Source organism: Kribbella sp. NBC_00482 (assembly GCF_036013725.1).
GTDB lineage: Bacteria > Actinomycetota > Actinomycetes > Propionibacteriales > Kribbellaceae > Kribbella.
On sequence record NZ_CP107881.1, the window covers coordinates 2,535,798 to 2,553,632 of the forward strand.

General features: G+C 68.1%; 18 protein-coding genes. 7 read left to right on the top strand and 11 right to left on the bottom strand.

Going from position 1 to position 17,835, the window contains the following annotated elements; all coding sequences use genetic code 11:
* The first annotated feature begins 213 nt into the window (after nucleotides 1-213).
* The gene (locus tag OHB24_RS12835; RefSeq protein WP_327639219.1) at nucleotides 214-1,911 is read left to right on the top strand and encodes an ABC transporter ATP-binding protein; all 1,698 of its coding nucleotides are present in this window, start codon (nucleotides 214-216) and stop codon (nucleotides 1,909-1,911) included.
* On the opposite strand, the gene OHB24_RS12840 is transcribed toward OHB24_RS12835, so the two are convergent.
* Nucleotides 1,838-2,632, bottom strand: a complete 795-nt coding sequence (locus OHB24_RS12840) for an ABC transporter permease (protein ID WP_327639220.1) — start codon at nucleotides 2,630-2,632, stop codon at nucleotides 1,838-1,840. The genes OHB24_RS12835 and OHB24_RS12840 overlap by 74 nt on opposite strands.
* Nucleotides 2,629-3,582 carry an ATP-binding cassette domain-containing protein gene (locus OHB24_RS12845; RefSeq protein WP_327639221.1) on the bottom strand — a complete coding sequence of 318 codons (954 nt, stop codon included), beginning with the start codon at nucleotides 3,580-3,582 and terminating at the stop codon, nucleotides 2,629-2,631. Before OHB24_RS12845 ends, OHB24_RS12840 begins: the two co-directional genes overlap by 4 nt.
* A gap of 105 nt (nucleotides 3,583-3,687) precedes the next feature.
* Here OHB24_RS12845 and OHB24_RS12850 point away from each other — a divergent pair, with 105 nt between their 5' ends.
* A complete protein-coding gene (locus OHB24_RS12850; RefSeq protein WP_327639222.1) occupies nucleotides 3,688-4,461 on the top strand; it encodes a TetR/AcrR family transcriptional regulator in 774 nt (257 codons plus the stop codon).
* Here OHB24_RS12850 and OHB24_RS12855 read toward each other — a convergent pair.
* The 4 genes from OHB24_RS12855 to OHB24_RS12870 form a co-directional block, all read right to left on the bottom strand.
* Complete coding sequence (locus OHB24_RS12855) at nucleotides 4,447-5,049, bottom strand: FMN reductase (RefSeq protein ID WP_327639223.1); 603 nt, start codon at nucleotides 5,047-5,049, stop codon at nucleotides 4,447-4,449. The two genes, OHB24_RS12850 and OHB24_RS12855, sit on opposite strands and share 15 nt — an antisense overlap.
* Nucleotides 5,046-6,146, bottom strand: a complete 1,101-nt coding sequence (locus OHB24_RS12860) for an LLM class flavin-dependent oxidoreductase (protein ID WP_327639224.1) — start codon at nucleotides 6,144-6,146, stop codon at nucleotides 5,046-5,048. Before OHB24_RS12860 ends, OHB24_RS12855 begins: the two co-directional genes overlap by 4 nt.
* A gap of 145 nt (nucleotides 6,147-6,291) precedes the next feature.
* Nucleotides 6,292-6,627 carry a tetratricopeptide repeat protein gene (locus OHB24_RS12865; protein WP_327639225.1) on the bottom strand — a complete coding sequence of 112 codons (336 nt, stop codon included), beginning with the start codon at nucleotides 6,625-6,627 and terminating at the stop codon, nucleotides 6,292-6,294.
* Nucleotides 6,628-6,678: 51 nt separating this feature from the next.
* Nucleotides 6,679-7,554, bottom strand: a complete 876-nt coding sequence (locus OHB24_RS12870) for an aldo/keto reductase (protein ID WP_327639226.1) — start codon at nucleotides 7,552-7,554, stop codon at nucleotides 6,679-6,681.
* Between the two features lie 152 nt (nucleotides 7,555-7,706).
* On the opposite strand from OHB24_RS12870, the gene OHB24_RS12875 reads away from it, so the two are divergent.
* A complete protein-coding gene (locus tag OHB24_RS12875) occupies nucleotides 7,707-9,230 on the top strand; it encodes an alkaline phosphatase D family protein (RefSeq protein ID WP_327639227.1) in 1,524 nt (507 codons plus the stop codon).
* A complete protein-coding gene (locus OHB24_RS12880; RefSeq protein ID WP_327639228.1) occupies nucleotides 9,230-10,039 on the top strand; it encodes a polysaccharide lyase family protein in 810 nt (269 codons plus the stop codon). The genes OHB24_RS12875 and OHB24_RS12880 overlap by 1 nt, the downstream gene beginning before the upstream one ends.
* A gap of 12 nt (nucleotides 10,040-10,051) precedes the next feature.
* On the opposite strand, the gene OHB24_RS12885 is transcribed toward OHB24_RS12880, so the two are convergent.
* A complete protein-coding gene (locus tag OHB24_RS12885) occupies nucleotides 10,052-11,632 on the bottom strand; it encodes an alkaline phosphatase D family protein (protein ID WP_327639229.1) in 1,581 nt (526 codons plus the stop codon).
* Nucleotides 11,633-11,804: 172 nt separating this feature from the next.
* Between OHB24_RS12885 and OHB24_RS12890 the strand changes: the two genes are divergently transcribed.
* The 3 genes from OHB24_RS12890 to OHB24_RS12900 are packed head-to-tail and all read left to right on the top strand — an operon-like array spanning nucleotide 11,805 to nucleotide 13,352.
* The gene (locus OHB24_RS12890) at nucleotides 11,805-12,035 is read left to right on the top strand and encodes a hypothetical protein (protein ID WP_327639230.1); all 231 of its coding nucleotides are present in this window, start codon (nucleotides 11,805-11,807) and stop codon (nucleotides 12,033-12,035) included.
* Entirely contained in the window at nucleotides 12,032-12,850 is an 819-nt protein-coding gene (locus tag OHB24_RS12895; protein WP_327639231.1) for a Fic/DOC family protein, read from the top strand. The genes OHB24_RS12890 and OHB24_RS12895 overlap by 4 nt, the downstream gene beginning before the upstream one ends.
* Before the next feature lie 19 nt (nucleotides 12,851-12,869).
* Nucleotides 12,870-13,352 (top strand): GNAT family N-acetyltransferase, encoded by a 483-nt coding sequence (locus OHB24_RS12900; RefSeq protein ID WP_327639232.1) that lies wholly within the window; start codon nucleotides 12,870-12,872, stop codon nucleotides 13,350-13,352.
* On the opposite strand, the gene OHB24_RS12905 is transcribed toward OHB24_RS12900, so the two are convergent.
* The 4 genes from OHB24_RS12905 to OHB24_RS12920 form a co-directional block, all read right to left on the bottom strand.
* Nucleotides 13,333-14,415, bottom strand: a complete 1,083-nt coding sequence (locus OHB24_RS12905) for a hypothetical protein (protein WP_327639233.1) — start codon at nucleotides 14,413-14,415, stop codon at nucleotides 13,333-13,335. The genes OHB24_RS12900 and OHB24_RS12905 overlap by 20 nt on opposite strands.
* A complete protein-coding gene (locus OHB24_RS12910; protein ID WP_327639234.1) occupies nucleotides 14,415-15,482 on the bottom strand; it encodes a hypothetical protein in 1,068 nt (355 codons plus the stop codon). Before OHB24_RS12910 ends, OHB24_RS12905 begins: the two co-directional genes overlap by 1 nt.
* 60 nt (nucleotides 15,483-15,542) lie before the next feature.
* Nucleotides 15,543-16,982, bottom strand: coding sequence for a diguanylate cyclase domain-containing protein (locus tag OHB24_RS12915; RefSeq protein WP_327639235.1), 1,440 nt, complete (start codon nucleotides 16,980-16,982; stop codon nucleotides 15,543-15,545).
* Nucleotides 16,983-17,074: 92 nt separating this feature from the next.
* Nucleotides 17,075-17,830, bottom strand: a complete 756-nt coding sequence (locus OHB24_RS12920) for a sugar phosphate isomerase/epimerase family protein (protein ID WP_327639236.1) — start codon at nucleotides 17,828-17,830, stop codon at nucleotides 17,075-17,077.
* Nucleotides 17,831-17,835: the final 5 nt, after the last annotated feature.

A 17,835-nucleotide genomic window follows, 5' to 3' on the forward strand; every position in this document is an offset into this window, starting at 1 on the left:
GCAAGAAGTTGACTGCGGCAACAACCAACACGAAGGAGAACCTCATGAGCCTCAAGAAGGTCGCCGTCCTGAAGCCGAAGGCCCCCAAGGCGCCGAAGCAGCACAAGAAGCCCGCCAAGAAGCTCCCGCCGCGCCGCCGGCCGATCGCGCGTTGATCCAGTCCTGACAGTGGGGCCCGCAGACCGCGGGCCCCACGTCCATGTGGAGGCGGGCATGACGATTCGGCAGGCATTCGCGCGGTTCTGGCCGCTGACGCGCGGCGACCGACGGTGGTACGGACTGGTCTGTTGCTGCGTGATCGCCGCGGCAGTGTGCGAGACCGTCGCGATCCTGCTCTTCGGCAACCTGACCGACCACGCGCTGGAGCAGGGCTCGCTCGCGGCGTTCTGGACCCCGGCGAGCGCGTGGCTGGCGGTCGCAGTCGTCGGCGCGGTCATCGGGTACCTCGGCAACTCGCTCGCGTTCTGGAGCGGCGAGCGGTTCGTACGGCGACTTCGCGCTCGCGTGTTCGGACACGTCCAGGACCTGCCGCCGGACTTCTTCCAGCGGTACCGGCGCGGCGACCTGGTCGAGCGGCTCAGCGGTGACGTCGAGGCGATCGAGCAGTTGATCGTCTCCTCGATGATCGGCGTGGTCTCGGCGGTGTTCCGCGTCGTACTGTTCTCGGCCGCGGCGTTCTGGCTGCGCTGGGATCTCGCGCTCGTCACCTTCGTACTGGCGCCGCTGCTGTGGCTGGCGGCGAAGGCGTTCTCCGGTCCGATCAGGCGGTTCGCCCGCGCCGAGCGCGTCGCCGACGGCGCGATCACCTCGGTGCTCGAGGAGTCGCTCGGCACGATCGAGCTGACCCAGGCGTACAACCGGAAGCCGGCCGAGGAGCGGCGGCTGGATCGCGAGGCCGTCTCCTGGCTCCGCGCCTCGGTGAGTGGCGCGCGGCGGAGCGAGCTGTACGAGCAGGTCGTGGAGGTCCTGGAGACCCTGTGCGTGCTCGGCGTGATCGGCCTCGGCGTCTGGGAGATCTCCCAAGGCCGGATGACGCTCGGTGGCCTGTTGTCGTTCGCGGCGTTCCTCGGGTACCTGTACCCGCCGCTGCGCAGTCTCGGCGAGCTCAACCTGACCGCGACCGCAGCCACCGCCGCGACCGAGCGGCTCGAGGAGATGCTGTCGGTCACGCCAACCGTCACCGACCCGGACCACCCGGTCGAACTCGGGCGCGTACGGGGGCGCATCGAGTTCGACCGGGTCGGATTCAGCTACCAAGGTGTCGACGTACTGGACGATTTCGGCCTGACCGTCGAGCCCGGCGAGTTCGTCGTACTCACAGGGCCGAGCGGCGTTGGCAAGTCGACGATCGCGAAGCTCCTGCTCCGGTTCTACGACCCGACCGCGGGCCAGGTCCGGCTGGACGGCGTACCGCTGTCGTCATTGCCGGTACGGCGCCTGCGCGAGAGCGTCACGTTGCTCCCGCAGCAGACGCTCGTCCTGCACGACACGATCCGCGCGAACATCGCCTACGGCCGCCCCGACGCGACCGATGAGGACATCGTCGAGGCGGCCCGATCAGCTGCCGCTCACGAGTTCATCGCCTCGCTCCCAAACGGCTACGACACTCTCGTCGACCCGTCAGCCCCCAGACTGTCCGGTGGTCAACTGAAACGCCTGACCTTGGCCCGCGCCCTCCTCCGTGACGCCCCGGTCCTCGTCCTCGACGAACCAACCGCCGGCCTGGACGCCGAATCGGCCCAGCAGTTCATCGCGCCCCTCCGATCCCGCACCCGCACCACCATCCTCATGACGCACGACCTCACTCTCACCCCGTACGCCGACCGCGTCGTGAATCTCAGCGCGACAAGGTCCGGAAGCGATGCGCCGAGAGTGGCAGAAAGACTGCTGTCAGCAGCACGGGAGCTATGACAGCCGCGAGGCCGGCGTGGGTGCCGATCCAGGTGGCGGTCGCCGACGGATCGGGGTTACCGAACAGTGCGCGGGATGCCGTGGCGGTGGCCGACAGCGGGTTCCACTGGGCGACCGTGCCCAGCCAGTCCGGCATCGTCGATGTCGCGACGAACGTGCTGGACAGGAAACCGACCGGCCACACCAGCACCTGCACCATGGTCACGCTCTGCGCGTTCTTCACCGTGAGACCGATGAAGATCCCGACCCACAGCAACGCGAACCGCAGCAGCAACAACAGCCCGAACGCGGCCAGCGCCGACGGCAGCCCCTCGTGCCACCGCCAGCCGAGCGCCAGCCCGGTCGCGGCCAGGATGACGAGCGTCACCGCCGAGTCGAGCATGTCCGCGATACACCGCCCGAGCACCACCGCCGCCGAACTCATCGGCAGCGACCGGAACCGGTCCGTCACCCCCTTGTCCTTGTCCTGCGTGACCGCCGTCATCGTGCCTTCCAGCCCGAACAGCATCGCCAGCGCGAAGATGCCCGGCACCAGCAGCTCGTAGTACGACTGACCCTCCGGGAAGTCCATCGCGCCGCCGAGCAACGCGCCGAACATCAGCAGCATCAGCACCGGGAAGAACCAGTTGAAGATGATCAGCCCCGGCTGCATCCGCCAGTGGATCAGCGTCCGCCGCGTGAGTGTCCAGCTGTCCGCCAAAGCCCAACCGAGAGCCGTCATGCCGTCACCCCCGGTCCGGTCAGGTGCAGGAAGACCTCGTCCAGCGTCGGTCTGCGCAAGGTGATGTCCTCCGGTTCGATCTTTGCCTCGTGCAACGAGTTCGCCATCGTCACCAGTGCTCGGGTGCGGTCCTTCACCGGCACACTGATCCGTACGTCGGCCACCCGGATCTCCCCGTCCGTAAGGGGTTCGGCCAACGCGACCACCCGGGCGACATCCGCCGGATCCGCCAGCACCAGATCGAGCCAGTCCGAGCCGAGCCGGGTCTTCAGTTCGTCCGGGGTGCCCTCGGCAACGACGATCCCCTCCTTGAGCATCGAGATCCGGTTCGCCAGTTGATCCGCCTCCTCCAGGTACTGCGTGGTCAGCAACACCGTCGTACCGCCGTCGACCAGTTGCCGGATGGCGGACCACACCTCGAGCCGGCCGGCCGGGTCCAGCCCGGTGGTCGGCTCGTCGACGAACAGCACCGCCGGTGCCACGATCAAGCTCGCGGCCAGGTCGAGCCGCCGTCGCATCCCGCCGGAGTACTTGCTCAGCGCCTGTCCCGCCGCCTCGGTCAGGCTGAACCGCTCGAGCAGTTCGTCCGCCCTGCTCATTGCCTTGGCGTGCCCCAGATGGTTCAGCCGCCCGAACATCACCAGGTTCTGCCGCCCGGTGAGTACCTCGTCCACCGCGGGGTGCTGCCCGACCAGGCCGATCCGCCGTCGTACCTCCGCCCCTTGCCGCCGTACGTCGAATCCGGCGATCGTCGCCGTACCGGAATCCATCTCCAGCAGCGTGGACAGGATCCGCACCGCTGTCGTCTTACCGGCGCCGTTCGGGCCGAGCAGGCCCGTCACCGTGCCGGCCGTGACCTCCAGGTCGAAGCCGTTCAGCCCCGCACCCTCCGTACCGCCCTTGTAGTTCTTCCGTACGCCGGCGGCCTCGATCACTCGCTCCGTTGTCACTTCCCACCTCTCCGCGTGCTGCAGCTCGTTGAGCCGTAGAGTGTACCGTACATTGTACGGCTCAGGTACGATGCGTTCAACGACGAGCGGCAGAGGAAGGTTCCGGTGGCGGGAAGGAAGGCGGCGGCACCCGATCCGGCGCGCAGTCTGGCGCTGCTCTGGGGAAGTCACACCAAGCCCGGCCGCTCCGGCTTGACGGTGCGCGCGATCGTCGACGCGGCGATCGCGCTCGCGGACGTGTCCGGGCTCGAGGCGCTCTCGATGCGAACCGTCGCCGAGCGGCTGAAGGTCGGCACGATGTCGCTCTACACCCACGTCCCGGGCAAGGGTGAGCTCACCGACCTGATGTTCGACCAGGTGTACGGCGACCTGTATGCGGACCCCGACGAGCCTTTGAATCAGCCCGGCGGCTGGCGCGGTGCGCTCGAGTTCATCGCCCTGCGCAACTGGGACGTGCTGACCGCGCACCCGTGGATCCACGAGGTCCCGACGATGCGGACCGCGCTCGGCCCGAACATCACGCGCAAGTACGAGACCGAACTACGTCCCCTGGACGGACTGGGGCTGACCGACGTCGAGATGGACTCGGCCCTGACCCTCGTCCTCACCCACGTCCAGGGCACTGCCCGCGCCGGAGCGGAACAACTCCGCACCCAACGCGACTCAGGCCTGTCGGACGAGGAGTGGTGGCGTCAGATCTCCCCGACGCTCACCACGGTCATGTCCGGCACTCACTTCCCCACGGCCGGCCGCGTAGGCACCTCGGTAGGCGAACACTTCCAGTCCGTCATCGACCCCGCCCACGTCCTGACCTTCGGCCTCACCACGATCCTCAACGGCCTCACCCCGCTGATCGAATCGCGATCAGCTGTTCAGTAGATCCTCGAACGGGGTGGGGTTCTCGAACGGGTCGGCCTGGGTGGGGGTTTCGTTGTGGAGGGCGGCCACCAGTTCGGTCGCGGCTTGGGCGATCCGCGGACGGAGGCCTGCGGCGTTCGGGCCCCAGTCGGTGGAGGCGGCGTACACGCCGGTCGGGACCGGGAGCGCCTTGAGGTAGGCGAACAGCGGCCGGAGGGCGAACTCCAGGACCAGCGAGTGGCGTTCGGTGCCGCCGGTCGCGGCGAGCAGGACGGGCTTGCCGGCCAGGGCCTGGTCGTCGAGTACGTCGAAGAACATCTTGAAGAGGCCGGAGTACGACGCGCTCAACGTCGGACTGACCACGATCAGCGCGTCGGCGCCTGCCACGGTCTCGAGCACCTCGCGCAACGCGGCTGACGGGAAGCCGGTGAGCAGGTTGTTGGTGAGGTCGTGGGCGTGATCGCGTACTTCGACCAGCTCGACCCGCGAGCCGATCCCGCGACCGGACAGTTCGTCGCGGACCGCTTCCGCCAACTGGTCGGCGAGCAGCCGGGACGACGACGGCGTCGTCAGCCCGGCCGTCACGACAGCGATGACCTTCTCGTTCATTCGATCGTCTCCAGGTCGTGGGCGCGCTCCGCCGCAGCCTTCAGAGAAGCATGCGTCGGCGCGTCCGGAACATGTGCCGGCTTCAGCGCCGCGAACTCCTTCCGCAGCACCGGAACGACTTCTTCGCCGAGGATGTCCAACTGCTCCAGCACCGTCTTCAACGGCAGCCCGGCGTGGTCGATCAGGAACAACTGCCGCTGGTAGTCACCGAAGTGCTCCCGGAACGACAGCGTCCGCTCGATCACTTCCTGCGGGCTCCCGACCGTGAGCGGCGTTTCCCGGCTGAAGTCCTCCAACGAGGGACCGTGCCCGTAGACCGGCGCGTTGTCGAAGTACGGCCGGAACTCGCGGACCGCGTCCTGCGAGTTCTTCCGCATGAAGATCTGTCCGCCGAGCCCGACGATCGCCTGGTCCGCGGCGCCGTGCCCGTAGTGCTCGAAGCGCTGCCGGTACAGGTCGATCATCCGCTTGGTGTGCGTTATCGGCCAGAAGATGTTGTTGTGGAAGAACCCGTCGCCGTAGTACGCCGCCTGCTCGGCGATCTCGGGCGATCGGATCGAGCCGTGCCAGACGAACGGCGGTACGTCGTCGAGCGGCCGGGGCGTCGACGTGAAGGCCTGCAACGGCGTACGGAACTTGCCTTCCCAGTCCACGACCTCCTCGCGCCACAATCGGCGGAGCAGTGCGTAGTTCTCGACGGCGAGCTGGATGCCGTTGCGGATGTCCTGCCCGAACCACGGGTACACCGGGCCGGTGTTGCCGCGCCCCATCATCAGGTCCACCCGGCCGTCGGCCAGGTGCTGCAGCATCGCGTAGTCCTCGGCGATCTTCACCGGGTCGTTGGTCGTGATCAGCGTCGTCGAGGTCGACAGGATGATCTTCGACGTCTGCGCGGCGATGAACCCGAGCTGGGTCGTCGGCGACGACGGCACGAACGGCGGGTTGTGGTGCTCGCCCTGCGCGAACACGTCCAGCCCGACCTCTTCGGCCTTCAGCGCGATCCGGACCATCGCCTTGATCCGCTCACCCTCGCTGACCGTGGTTCCCGTCGTCGGGTCCGTAGTCACGTCCCCCACGCTGAACACCCCGAACTGCATCCGTCCTCCTTCATGCCCGAGCCGCCGGTCCACCGGCGTGCTGATAGTTCACTATTAAACTACCAGAACGCCAACCTGCCGCAACTCATTCCGGATGTACCGAAGGCCCGCGATCAGGCGATCACGGGCCTTCGAAAGGTACAGATCAGAGCGCATGTGGTTTCAGTAGTTCGTCGTCACCGGTCAATGCGGCGCCGATGCGGCGGTGCTTGCCGGCCTCGTCGCGGCGGGACAGCCGTTCGAGGGTGCGTGCCAGCATCAGGTGCGCGTAGTACTCCGTCGGCTCGCGGTCGATGACCTCGAGGAGATTCTCCTCGGCAGGCTTCAGCAGCGCCGCGTGGTAGTACGCCCGCGCCAGCAGCAGTCTCGTCCCGACGTCGTCGGGAGTCTCGTCGACCACCGGCTTGAGCGCCCGGATCGCACCTCGATAGTCCCGCTCCTCGAAGTACTGCTGTGCCAGTCCGTAGCTCAGTGCTCGCATGTCTTCCACAGGCCGCGCAACGCCGTACGCCGAAACCGTATTCCTGACGGATCAGGCGGCGTCGAGTGCGGCGACCTGGTCGGGGGTGAGCTGCAAGTCGATTGCGGCGTACGAGTCGCGGATGGTTTCGGGGCGGCTGGAGCCTGGGATCGGGATCACGTGCGGGGACTTGGCGAGCATCCAGGCCAGGGTCAGGCGCTGTGGTGAGACGCCGAGCTCTTCGGCCAGCGTGTGGAAGGCGGGGTGCTTCGCGCCGAGGTCGCCGGCGCGGGTGATGCCGCCGAGCGGCGACCAGGGGAGGAAGGCGATGCCGAGAGAGTCGCACAGCTCGAGCTCCGGCTCGCTGGACCGGAAAGCCGGCGAGAACTGGTTCTGCACCGAGACGAGCCGGCCGCCGAGGATCTCCTGAGCCTGCTTGATTTGCGCGGGGTTCGCGTTCGAGATGCCGGCCATCCGGATCTTGCCGGCGTCGAGCAGGTCGCGGATGGCGCCGACCGAGTCCTCGTACGGCGTCTTCGGGTCGGGCCGGTGGAACTGGTACAGCCCGATCGCCTCGACACCGAGCCTCTTCAGCGACGCCTCGGCCGCCTCGGCAATGTGCTTCGGGGACCCGTCCAGGGTCCAGCTCCCGTCGCCGGGCCGGAGGTGGCCGCCCTTCGTCGCCACCAGGACGTCCGAGGTGTCACCGCCGTACGACGCCAGCGCCTTGGCGATCAGGCTCTCGTTGTGACCGTCGTCGGTCGCTGTCAGGTGGTACGCGTCGGCCGTGTCGATCAGCGTGATCCCCGCGTCCAGCGCGGCGTGGATGGTCGCGATCGAGCGGGCTTCGTCGGGCCGGCCCTCGATCGACATCGGCATCGCGCCGAGCCCGATCGCGGACACCGCGACGTCACCGATCCTGCGGGTCTTGTTCGTGTCAGCTGCCATATGTCCAACCTCCCGCGCCCCGACCGCGAATTCCAACAGGAATCTCCGCACTGATTCAGCACTCCGAGTGGTGAATGCCTGTCAAGGGCTTACAAATCGCAGAGAACTTACGTAAGAATATGGCGGAACTCGCCCGAGGAACGGAGCCGCCAGTGCCGTCCCGTCGTACCTTTCTCCAGCTCACCGGCCTGAGCGCGGCCTCGGTCACGCTCGGCATCGCCGCGCCGACCGTGGCCGACGCCACCCCGGCCGGCCCGATCCCGGACGGCGCGTTCGCCCTCGGCGTCGCGTCCGGCGACCCGCGTCCCGACGGCTTCGTGCTGTGGACCCGGCTCGCCCCCACCCCGCTCGCCGTCGACGGCCACGGCGGCATGCCGGCCGCCCAGGTGCCGGTGCAGTGGGAGGTCGCCGAGGACGCTCGCTTCCGGCACGTCGTACGGCGAGGGCTCGCGATCGCCTCGCCCGACCTGGCGCATGCCGTCCACCCGGAGGTGCGTGGTCTCCGGCCGGGACGCGAGTACTTCTACCGCTTCCGCGTCGGCACCCAGGTCAGCCCGATCGGTCGCACCAAGACGCTGCCGACGTACGGCGATCAGTTCACCTTCGCGACCGCGTCGTGCCAGGCCTGGTACCACGGCTACTTCGCCGCGCACCGCGACATCGCCCGACGCGCCCCCGACGCGGTCTTCTTCCTCGGCGACTACATCTACGAATACGGGATCGTTGCCGGTGACAACCTTTGGCGCGAGGGCGTCACGGTCGGACCCGAACACGGCGTCGAGATCGAGACGCTGGAGCAGTACCGCCTGCGCTACAGCCTCTTCAAGACCGACCCCGATCTCCAGGCGGCCCACGCGGCCGCACCGTGGTTCCTGGTCTGGGACGACCACGAGGTGCAGAACAACTACGGCGCCGACAACTCGCTGTACGGCGTACCGCCCGAGCTCTTCGTCCATCGCCGCGCCGTCGCGTACCGGGCGTACTACGAGAACGCCCCGCTCGCCCTCGACAGCCTCCCGCAGGGACCGGACGGCCGCATCTACCGCAGGTACGACATCGGCTCACTGGCCAGGGTCCACCTCCTCGACACCCGCCAGTATCGCGACCCGCTGCCCGTCGACGAGGCCGACCGCGTCTCGGAGCAGCGCACGATCATGGGCGCCGAGCAGGAGTCCTGGCTGTACGACGGACTTCGCCGCTCACGCGCGCCGTGGAACATCGTCGCGGGCGGCGTCGTACTCAGCGCCGTCACCGACGACCGCACCGAGCAATGGGACGGCTATCCGGCCAACCGCCGCCGGGTCCTCGAAGCGATGGGCGGAGCCGGGACGTCGGTGATGCTCACCGGCGATATCCACCGCCACGTCGCGTCGGAGCTCAAACTCGACTTCGCCGACCCTGCTTCGCGGACCGTCGGCGTCGAGTTGGTCTGCTCGTCGGTCGGCTCGAACGGCGACGGCACCGATACCGACGCGTACGAGAAGGACTGGCTGCAGCACCCGTACATGAAGCTCTACAACGCCCGTCGCGGCTACGTGCACAGCACGATGACGCGCTCCGAGCTGACCACCGAGTTCGTGAACTTCCCGTACATCGAGGCCGACGCGAACGCCCAGCCGAACGTCGTCGCCCGCTTCCGCACGCCCGTCGCCGATCCCCGCCTGGAGGCACTGTGATGCGTCGACCACCAGCAATCACCGGCCTGCACGGCGCCGGCGGCATCAGAATCGTGACCCTCGACTGGAAGCCGGTCTCGTGGGCGACCGTCGTCGACCACTACGCCGTGTACGCCGACGGGGCCTTGGTCGGCAAGACCGTCTACCCGCACTTCGTGCACCGCGGTCTCGACTTCACCGGCGTCACGAGGTCCTACTCGGTCGTCACGGTCGATGCCGCAGGCAACCGATCAGCGCAGTCGAGGCCGGCGGCTGTCGCGAACCTGACGTCCGTCACGATCTCCGGTACGCCGGTCGCGACGGTCGGCACGTTCGACGGCAAGGGCTCCGAGCTCGCCCTCTCGCCCAAGGGTTACGCCGAGTACCCGACCCGCTTCCCGTCGGACGTCGACTACACATTCGGTACGTCGACCCCGGCGGCGGACTGGGCCTACCTGCTGCCCGGTCCCGCGGACAAGTGGGCCGGCACGAAGAACCACCGCGCCACGTTCCGCTTCGACCTGCCCGCCGTACCTGAGCAGGATCTCGACCTCGCGCTCTGGCTGATCGACAGCCACGCCAGCCTCGCGGCCTCGGCGCTGCTGACGATCAACGGCACCGAGGCCGGCCGCCTCACCTTCGCGAACGGCGCCACCAAGGGCTCGACCATTGCCGACAGCACCTACCCGGGATCGCCGCTCAAACCGTCGTATCTGGAACAACCGTTGCCGAAGGCTCTCTTCCGTCCAGGACAGAACGTCCTGGAACTCTTCAAGGACCAAGGCTCCTGGATCGCGTACGACGCCCTGGGGATATTCGCCCGCCGCTGAGGGTCACGTGTTTCAGGCTGAGTGGACGTGCGGGCGGCGGTCCTCGACGACGTACGTCGACCGGGTGGTGATCGTGGCGCCCGGCGTCTCGACGTACGGCACGACCCGGAAGTCGTTACGCCACTGGTGCTGGTCGATCGTGACGCGCGAGTAGCCGCGCTGGGAGTTGAAGAACTTCAGGTGCGGGTTCGCGGCCAGGAACTGCTGACCTTGGTCCGTCGTGTCGGCGCCGTTGCCGCCGCTGGTGATCGACGTACCGACGAACTCGGTGCCGACCGTCGCCGAGTCCGGGTTCGCGAAGTCCCGCTTCAGTTCGAGCGCGTAGTTCTGGTGCCGGTCGCCGGTGATCACCACCAGGTTGCGGACGCCGCTGTCCTGCGCGGCCGCGAGCACCTTGTTGCGCTCGGCAACATAGCCGTCCCACGGGTCCAGCCAGACGTGCGTTTCCGGGCCCGGCGTCCAGTCGGTCTGGCCCATCGGGGTCTGGTTGCCGATCACCTGCCAGCGCGCCTTCGACCGGCGGAACCCGTCCAGCAGCCAGGCGCGCTGCTTGCCGCCGAGCATCGTGTTGTCCGGGTCGAACCGGTCGTCGCAGGTGGACGAGTCGCCGTCGCCGCACGGCTGGTCGCTGCGGTACTGGCGGGTGTCGAGGATCGTGAAGTCCGCGAGCCGGCCGTACGGCAGCCGGCGGTGGTAGCGGATGTCGGGCCCGGACGGCATCTGCTCGTGCCGCACCGGCAGGTTCTCGTACATCGCCTGGAACGCCTGGGCGCGGCGGGCGCGGAAGACGGCCGGGTCCTGGTCCGGCTCGGTGTCGACCTGGGAGATGTCGCCGGCCCAGTTGTTCTCCACCTCGTGGTCGTCGAACGTGTGGACCCACGGGTGCGCGGCGTGCGCGGCCTGCAGCGGGGCCTCGGTCTTGTACAGCGAGTACTGCAGCCGGTACCGCGCGAGGTCGAACGTCTCGGTGTGGAACCGCGGGTCGGTGGTCACGCCGCGCTTGTTCGTCTTCACGCCGGACTCGTACAGGTAGTCGCCGAGGTGCACGACCAGGTCGAGATCTTCCTGGGCCAAGTGGTCGTACGCCGTGAAGTACCCGTCCTGCCAGGCGTTGCACGACGCGAACGCGAACCGTAGTTCGCGCGGGTTGGCCAGCGGGTGCGGGGCGGTGCTGGTCCGGCCGGTCGGCGAGACCTCGTGACCGGCGCGGAAGCGGTAGTAGTACACGTGGTCGGGCAGCAGGCCGCGGACCTCGGGGTGGACGCTGTGCCCGAGTTCGGGGGTTGCGACGACGCTGGAGCGCCGTACGACGTGGCGGAAGTTCTCGTCGTACGCGACCTCGTACTCGACCCGGACCGAGCGCGCGGGCATGCCGCCCTTCCCGTCGACGGCGTACGGATCGGTGGCGAGACGGGTCCACAGCACCACCCCGTCGTACTGCGGATCGCCCGAGGCGACCCCGAGCGTGAACGGGTTGCCGGTGCCGGACGGGGACGCGTACGTGGTCGAGGCGTCCCAGGCCCCGGTGCCGAGCAGTACGGCGGCAGCGCCCGCACTCCCGTACCCGAGGAAGCGACGGCGGGAGACAGGCATGATTCCTCCAGATTGCGGGCGGTTGGAAAGCGTTGTCAGTGTTCAGTCGGCGGGTGGCGGTGGCTTGACGCGGAGGTTAACGGCTCAGTTCGGTAAATTAACGAGAGTGGGCGGTAGGAGCCGGGGCTTCGCTAGGCTGGGCGGAATTGCCGACTACACGGGGAGCTGACCGATGCCGTACGAACCGTGCCGCTACGCGCGCCGGTGGCCGGACCTTTTCGACCAACTCGACGACGAGCAGAAGCAGCGGGTCAGTGACGCGCTCGCGAACAACCGCCTGGAAGGCTGGGAGCCCGGCCGGGACGACGTCTCCGATCTGATCGATCGCGAACTGGGCCGGATCGACACCGCGGAGTACATCCGCCGGACCCTGTCGAAGGTGACCGGCGGCGGGCCGGAGTGACCGAGGAGGTCTCGCCGGAGGAAGCTGCGGAGGCCGCCGAGAGGAAGCAGCGCTGGGACGCCTACCTCTGGGAGCCGGGCAGCTGCCTGAAGAACAAGCTCGACATCACGAACCCGATCGAGCTGCACTTCGCCGAGTACAGTCTGCGGGCCGTCCGGCAGGGCGAGATGGACCGCGGTGAGGTCGACATCCCGCGCACGTACGACAAGGCGCACCTGCAGGCGATCCACAAACACATGTTCCAGGACGTGTACGACTGGGCCGGGAAGTTCCGGGACGTGGGCATGCACAATCACGGCAACGCGTTCGTGCCACCCGAACGCCTGGACAAGTGGACCGACAAGGTCAGCGCCAAGGTCAAGGACAAGGACTGGTCGACGATGTCGCGCGAGGAGTTCGTGCAGAGCATCGCCGAGGTGTACAGCTACCAGAACCTCACGCACCCGTTCCGCGAAGGAAACGGCGCGACCGCCAAGCAGTTCATCAGCCACGTGTCCGAGATGTCGCCGTACCGCCTCGACTTCGACAAGGTCGAGCGGGACGAGTGGAACGCGGCGTCGAGCGCGTCGTACCCGCCGGATCTGGAGAAAAGCACAGACCCGGACCCGCGCAAGATGCACGCCGTCTTCGACAAACTGACCGTCGAACGCGGCGCCGTACTGCGCGCCGACCCGGAACTCGCGGCCGCCCTCCAACTCCAGAACGAGACGTACGCCGGAATCGACAAGTCGGAGCAGATCGATGTCGACGACAAACGCCCAGGCGCCCATGCCGTCGCGCGGGAAGCCGAGGCGGAGGCCGAGCACCAGACCTGACCGGTGCAGGATAGGTCGTATGCAGACCGACGAACGGATTCGCCGTGCCCGGCCGGAAGACGTCCCGGCGATCGTGGAACTGGTGTACGCACTCGCAGAGTACGAACGTGCTCCCGAGGAGTGCCACCTGACCGCGGACCAGCTGCAGACCGCCCTCTTCGGCGACACCCCCGCCGCGTTCTGCCACGTAGCCGAACACGAGGGCCAGGTCGCCGGCTGCGCGATCTGGTTCCTCAACTTCTCCACCTGGCGCGGCGTCCACGGCATCTACCTCGAAGACCTCTTCGTCCGCCCCGAAACCCGCGGCACCGGCCTCGGCAAAGCCCTCCTCACCGCCCTGGCCCAAGAATGCGTCCGCAACAACTACGAACGCCTCGAGTGGTCCGTCCTCAACTGGAACACCCCCGCCATCGACTTCTACAAATCCCTAGGCGCCAACCCCCAAGAAGAATGGACCACCTACCGCCTGACAGACGAGCCCCTCAAAAACCTGGGTTCGTGAGGAACACCTGACGCAACTCGGTGGGCAACTGGGTCTTGTCCGTGAATGCTCCGAGAGCGAGCCAGGTCGTCCCGATCGCGGCCCAGAGCGCGTCCTCGTCGTACGCCGCGGTGATCACCATCGAGGCGTTCTCGAAGGGATCGAGTTGGGCGTTCCACCGATCCGGTCTACTCACGAGGTGGAGGGTCGCCCGCAACTCCGTGCCTGGCGTGACCGGAGGCTGCGGACCGTTGAGCGCGTCGTACAGCTCGTCCCCACGGTCCATCCGCCCGAGGATCCCGGCGATCCTCTCTAGCCGGTCGAACCCAGCCTCCACACAAGCCCGCCGCGCGACCCAGCGAGCGATTGCCCGGAGGGTCTCAGGATCGGTCCGCTCGAAGGCATCCACCAATCGCCGGTCCACCGCCGACAGCTCCCGAGCGAACCGGATGCCCTCGATCCGCGCACTCGGCAACGCCCCACCCCAAGCCGCCGCATGCTCCGCGAGTCGCTGCTCCTCGGTATGTCGCGCCTTCTCCGCTTTCAGTTCCGCGAGCTGTGCCGGTGTCGGCAGTTCACGCGCGAACTTGTGCGAGTACGCCGCCTCCTTGCCGGTCTCCTTCACCACCCGGTCCGGCGCGGTCCGCGCCGGCCAGAACTGCAACAGATAACGGTCGACCGGCGGCTCGTCGGCCATCGGTGGCCCCGCTTGGTGGCCCGCATCCATGTTCCAAGCGGAGTACCGCACGCGGTAGTCCGCCTGCGGTTCGAGCTCCAGCGGCCACGGTCCGCCGCTTCCTTCCAAGGTGACCAACGCCGCGTCACCGATCGGCCGGTACGACGCCTCGACGACCTCCTCCGCGCTGTACTCAACCGAAGGCATCCCGTCGTGCACCTCGACCGCAAACCCGACGTCGCCCGTGTGCAGCCCGGTGATCAAGAACAACTTCCCCGGCACCGCCGCTCCACACAACCCGTTCCGCTGCCCGGCGAAACATTCGTGCAGGTCGGCGTAGTCCTCCCCGCTCTCCACGTAGATCTGGCTGTACGCCACCCGTGCGCGACCTGACATCACCGTCCGCATCAGCTGGACAGGCTCAGATCGGGGAATGCCTCGCGCAGTTCGGCGACCAGTTGGTGCCCGTCTCCGACGGCGTCGACAGCGCGCAGGAGGGTGTCGATCGCCGCGTCCAGCGGGTCGTCGTCGTACGTCGAGTCGATCACGGTCAGCGCCTGGAGCGGGACGCTGAGGTTGTGCGGCCAGGAACCCCCGAAGGTGGTCACGAACAGTGGGCCGTCGAAGGTGCCGGGTGGCGGGCCGTTCAACTCGCGGCGGTCCAGTCCCGCGTCCATCTGGTCCAGCCTGGTGGCAATCCACTCCGTCCGGTCCAGGCCCGTGGCGACGCAGCCGCGCCGCGCTGCCCAGCGGGCGATCTTCACCAGCATCTCCGGGGCGGCCCGGTCCAGGTCGTCGAGCAGCGGCCGGTCGTACTGCACCAGCAGGAGCGACATGTACTTGTCCTGGATCCGTTCACTGGGGATGCTGCCGCCCCACGATTCGAGGTCCCTGGCCTCCCGCTCCTCCGCCTCACGACGTTCGCGGATTCGCTGCAGCTCGGCGCGCTGCTCCGGTGTCGGCGGTGGCGGTGCCTTCCGCGCCACGCCGTGCCAGTACGCGGCGGTCCGGCTCGTCTGCTTGACCACCTCGTCCGGCGCGTGATCCGCCGGCCAGAACTGCACGACGTACCGGTCGACCTCAGGCTCGTCCTCGTCGGGCGGTGCAGCGTCGTGGCCGGCGTCCATCTCGGACCCGCAGTACCGCACGCGGTAGCCGACCTGATCCAGTTCCAAAGGCCAGTAATCGCTGCCCAAACCACGCAGGACCGCTTCGCCGGCGGGGCGGAACGATGCTTCGACGATCTCCTCCCAGCTGTCGTCGACCGGCGGCGCGTCGTCGTACAGCTCGACGCTGAATCCGACCCGCCCGGTGTGCATTCCGGTGACGAGGAAGAGCGTCCCGTCAATCGTCGCGCCGCAGAGCCCGTTCTGTTGACCGCCGAAGCTCTCCGGCACGTCCGGCGATCGGTCGCCGCTCGCGACATAGATCTGTCCGTATTCGACCCAGGCAGGCCCGGTCATCAAGGTGCGCATGAATGAATCCCCCAGATCGTCTGTGCTGGGGTTCTTTCAATCACATTCCGCCGGACAGCGCTAGCCGCGGCGGTTCTTGGCGTTGTACATGGCTTGGTCGGCTTCGTGGAGGAGGGTGTCCAGGTCTGTGGTGGTGGGGGTGATGGGGACTGTGCCGACGCTGGTGGTTACCTGGACGGCGATGTTGGGGAGGGGGCGGCTGACGGCGGTTTCGAGGCGGGTTATGAGGGTGGTGAGGTCGTCGCCGGTGATGTCTTCGGCCAGTACGGCGAACTCGTCGCCGCCGAGCCGCGCAACGGTGTCGCCGTGGCGGACCGCCGTACTGAGGCGGGTTGCGATCTCGCGGAGGGCGCGGTCGCCGGCCTCGTGCCCGTAGCCGTCGTTGACGAGTTTGAAGTGGTTGAGGTCGCAGAACAGCAGGGCTCCGGTGCGGCCGGTGGCGCGGGTCTGTTCGAGGACCTTTGTGAAGCGGTGCTGCAGGAGACGGCGGTTTGCGAGGCCGGTGAGTGGGTCGTGCGCGGCGTGGTGCCGGAGTTCGCGTTCGGCGTCCTTGCGGGCGGTCACGTCGTCGATCTGGACGAGCAGGATCCGCGGCAGCCCGGCGCCTTGCGTGACGAGGGACGCCGTACCGGCGAGCCAGATCGCGTTCCCGCTGGGCTGCGTGAACACCCGCTCGAACCGGTACGTACCGTTGCTAGCGGCAACCTCTTCCAGCTCGAGCCGGGTCTGGTCCGGCTCCTCGTCCCGCAGGAAGCTCACCAGCCGTGTCCCGAGCAGCTGGTCCGGCGCGTAGCCGGTGATCCGGCAGAACGCGTTGTTCACCCGCAGGATCCGGCCCAGCTCCGGTCCGTCGAACGCGACCGTCGCCATCCCGTTGCCGGCGCCCTCGAAGACGAGCCGGAACGTCGCCTCGCTCGCCTCCAGCCGGGTCTTCTCGGCCAGCAGTCGATCGGTCAGCCGCGCCTTGTCGATCGCCAGCCCGGCCTGGGTCGCGAAGATCTCGAGCAGCTCCCGGTGGATCGGACCGGGCCGGCGCTGGTCCTCGGGCAGGTCGACCGACAGCATCCCGACCAGGTCGCCGTCCGACGAGTACAGCGGCGCGAACAGCGCGTCCAGCGGGTGCCACGCGTCCGGTGCGTCGGACACCGGTACGTCGGGCACCCAGCCGGTCACCTCGCCCTCCGGCAGCCGCTCGTGCGGCACGAACCGGAGCTTGCCCCACGCGTCCGCGATCGCGAACTCGGCGTCGAACAGGTCCGCCGCGCTGACCTTGCCGAGGAGCGCCGCCCGGGCCTCCGGCGACCCGGCGACGGCGATCACCTCGAACTTGCCGTCCGGGTGCCGAAGGTTCAGTACGGCGATGCCGAAACCGAGCCCGTTCACGACGCCGTCGACCACCGCCTGCAGCGTCTCGGCAAGGCTGCGCCCGGCGCCCATCCGCGCGCTCACCTCGTACAGGCGACGGACGGCAGACAGCCGGACCGCGGGCTCGTTCTGCACCCGTTGAGGATAGGCCGATTTCACCGGGCGTGAGCAGACGTATCCACAGCTGACCCGGTTAAGCGTTTGTTGTCACAGGCCGGGAACAGGACTCAGTACCGGAGTTCGGTCAGTCCGCGGTAGCTGCGCTCGGCCGAGTGCCAGGCGTCCGTGGGCTTGTCGTGCTCGACCAGGTACTGCTCCACGCCACCCGACTCGGCGTGCGCGAACATCGCGCCGAAGTCGAGTTTCCCGGCTCCGACGTCCTCCCAGGACCCGTCCTCGGCCATGTCCTTGACGTGCAGGGCCGGGAACCGGCCCGGGTGCTCCTGGAACAGTTTCGCCGGGTCGTGCCCGCCGTCGACCGCCCAGTACAGGTCCAGCTCGAACCCGAGCAGCTCCGGGTCCACGCCCAGCAGGATGTCGTACAGCACCTGCCCGTCGACCTCGTCGAAGTCCCGGCCGTGATTGTGGAACAGCAGCTTCAGCCCGGCGTCCCGCGCCGCCTTCCCGGCCTCGGTGAACGCGGCCGCGGCGGTCTTGAAGCCCTCGACCGAGTGCAGCTCGGAAGGAATCGACGGTACGACGGCCCACTGCGCCCCGAGCGTCTTCACATCGGCGAGCGCGCCCGCCCAGTCGTCGGACATCCGCTTGTACCCGACATGCTCCAGCACGATCGACAGCCCGGCGTCGTCCGCGAACCCGCGGATGTCCTCGGCGCTGTGGTCGAACCGCCCACTCACCCCCACTGTGCGGTAGCCGATCCCGGCGAGCCGCTTCAGCGTCCCCGAATAGTCGTCGGCCAGCACGTCTCGCATCGTGTAGAGGTGCATCCCGATTCCGTCGGCAGGAATGGTCCGGTCAGTCATACAGG

Coding starts and splice junctions, on each gene's coding strand:
- OHB24_RS12905 (WP_327639233.1), bottom strand. CDS start 14,415: ATGCGGACGGTGATGTCAGGTCGCGCACGGGTGGCGTACAGCCAGATC.
- OHB24_RS12835 (WP_327639219.1), top strand. CDS start 214: ATGACGATTCGGCAGGCATTCGCGCGGTTCTGGCCGCTGACGCGCGGC.
- OHB24_RS12885 (WP_327639229.1), bottom strand. CDS start 11,632: ATGCCTGTCTCCCGCCGTCGCTTCCTCGGGTACGGGAGTGCGGGCGCT.
- OHB24_RS12920 (WP_327639236.1), bottom strand. CDS start 17,830: ATGACTGACCGGACCATTCCTGCCGACGGAATCGGGATGCACCTCTAC.
- OHB24_RS12865 (WP_327639225.1), bottom strand. CDS start 6,627: ATGCGAGCACTGAGCTACGGACTGGCACAGCAGTACTTCGAGGAGCGG.
- OHB24_RS12910 (WP_327639234.1), bottom strand. CDS start 15,482: ATGCGCACCTTGATGACCGGGCCTGCCTGGGTCGAATACGGACAGATC.
- OHB24_RS12840 (WP_327639220.1), bottom strand. CDS start 2,632: ATGACGGCTCTCGGTTGGGCTTTGGCGGACAGCTGGACACTCACGCGG.
- OHB24_RS12900 (WP_327639232.1), top strand. CDS start 12,870: ATGCAGACCGACGAACGGATTCGCCGTGCCCGGCCGGAAGACGTCCCG.
- OHB24_RS12855 (WP_327639223.1), bottom strand. CDS start 5,049: ATGAACGAGAAGGTCATCGCTGTCGTGACGGCCGGGCTGACGACGCCG.
- OHB24_RS12890 (WP_327639230.1), top strand. CDS start 11,805: ATGCCGTACGAACCGTGCCGCTACGCGCGCCGGTGGCCGGACCTTTTC.
- OHB24_RS12870 (WP_327639226.1), bottom strand. CDS start 7,554: ATGGCAGCTGACACGAACAAGACCCGCAGGATCGGTGACGTCGCGGTG.
- OHB24_RS12880 (WP_327639228.1), top strand. CDS start 9,230: ATGCGTCGACCACCAGCAATCACCGGCCTGCACGGCGCCGGCGGCATC.
- OHB24_RS12860 (WP_327639224.1), bottom strand. CDS start 6,146: ATGCAGTTCGGGGTGTTCAGCGTGGGGGACGTGACTACGGACCCGACG.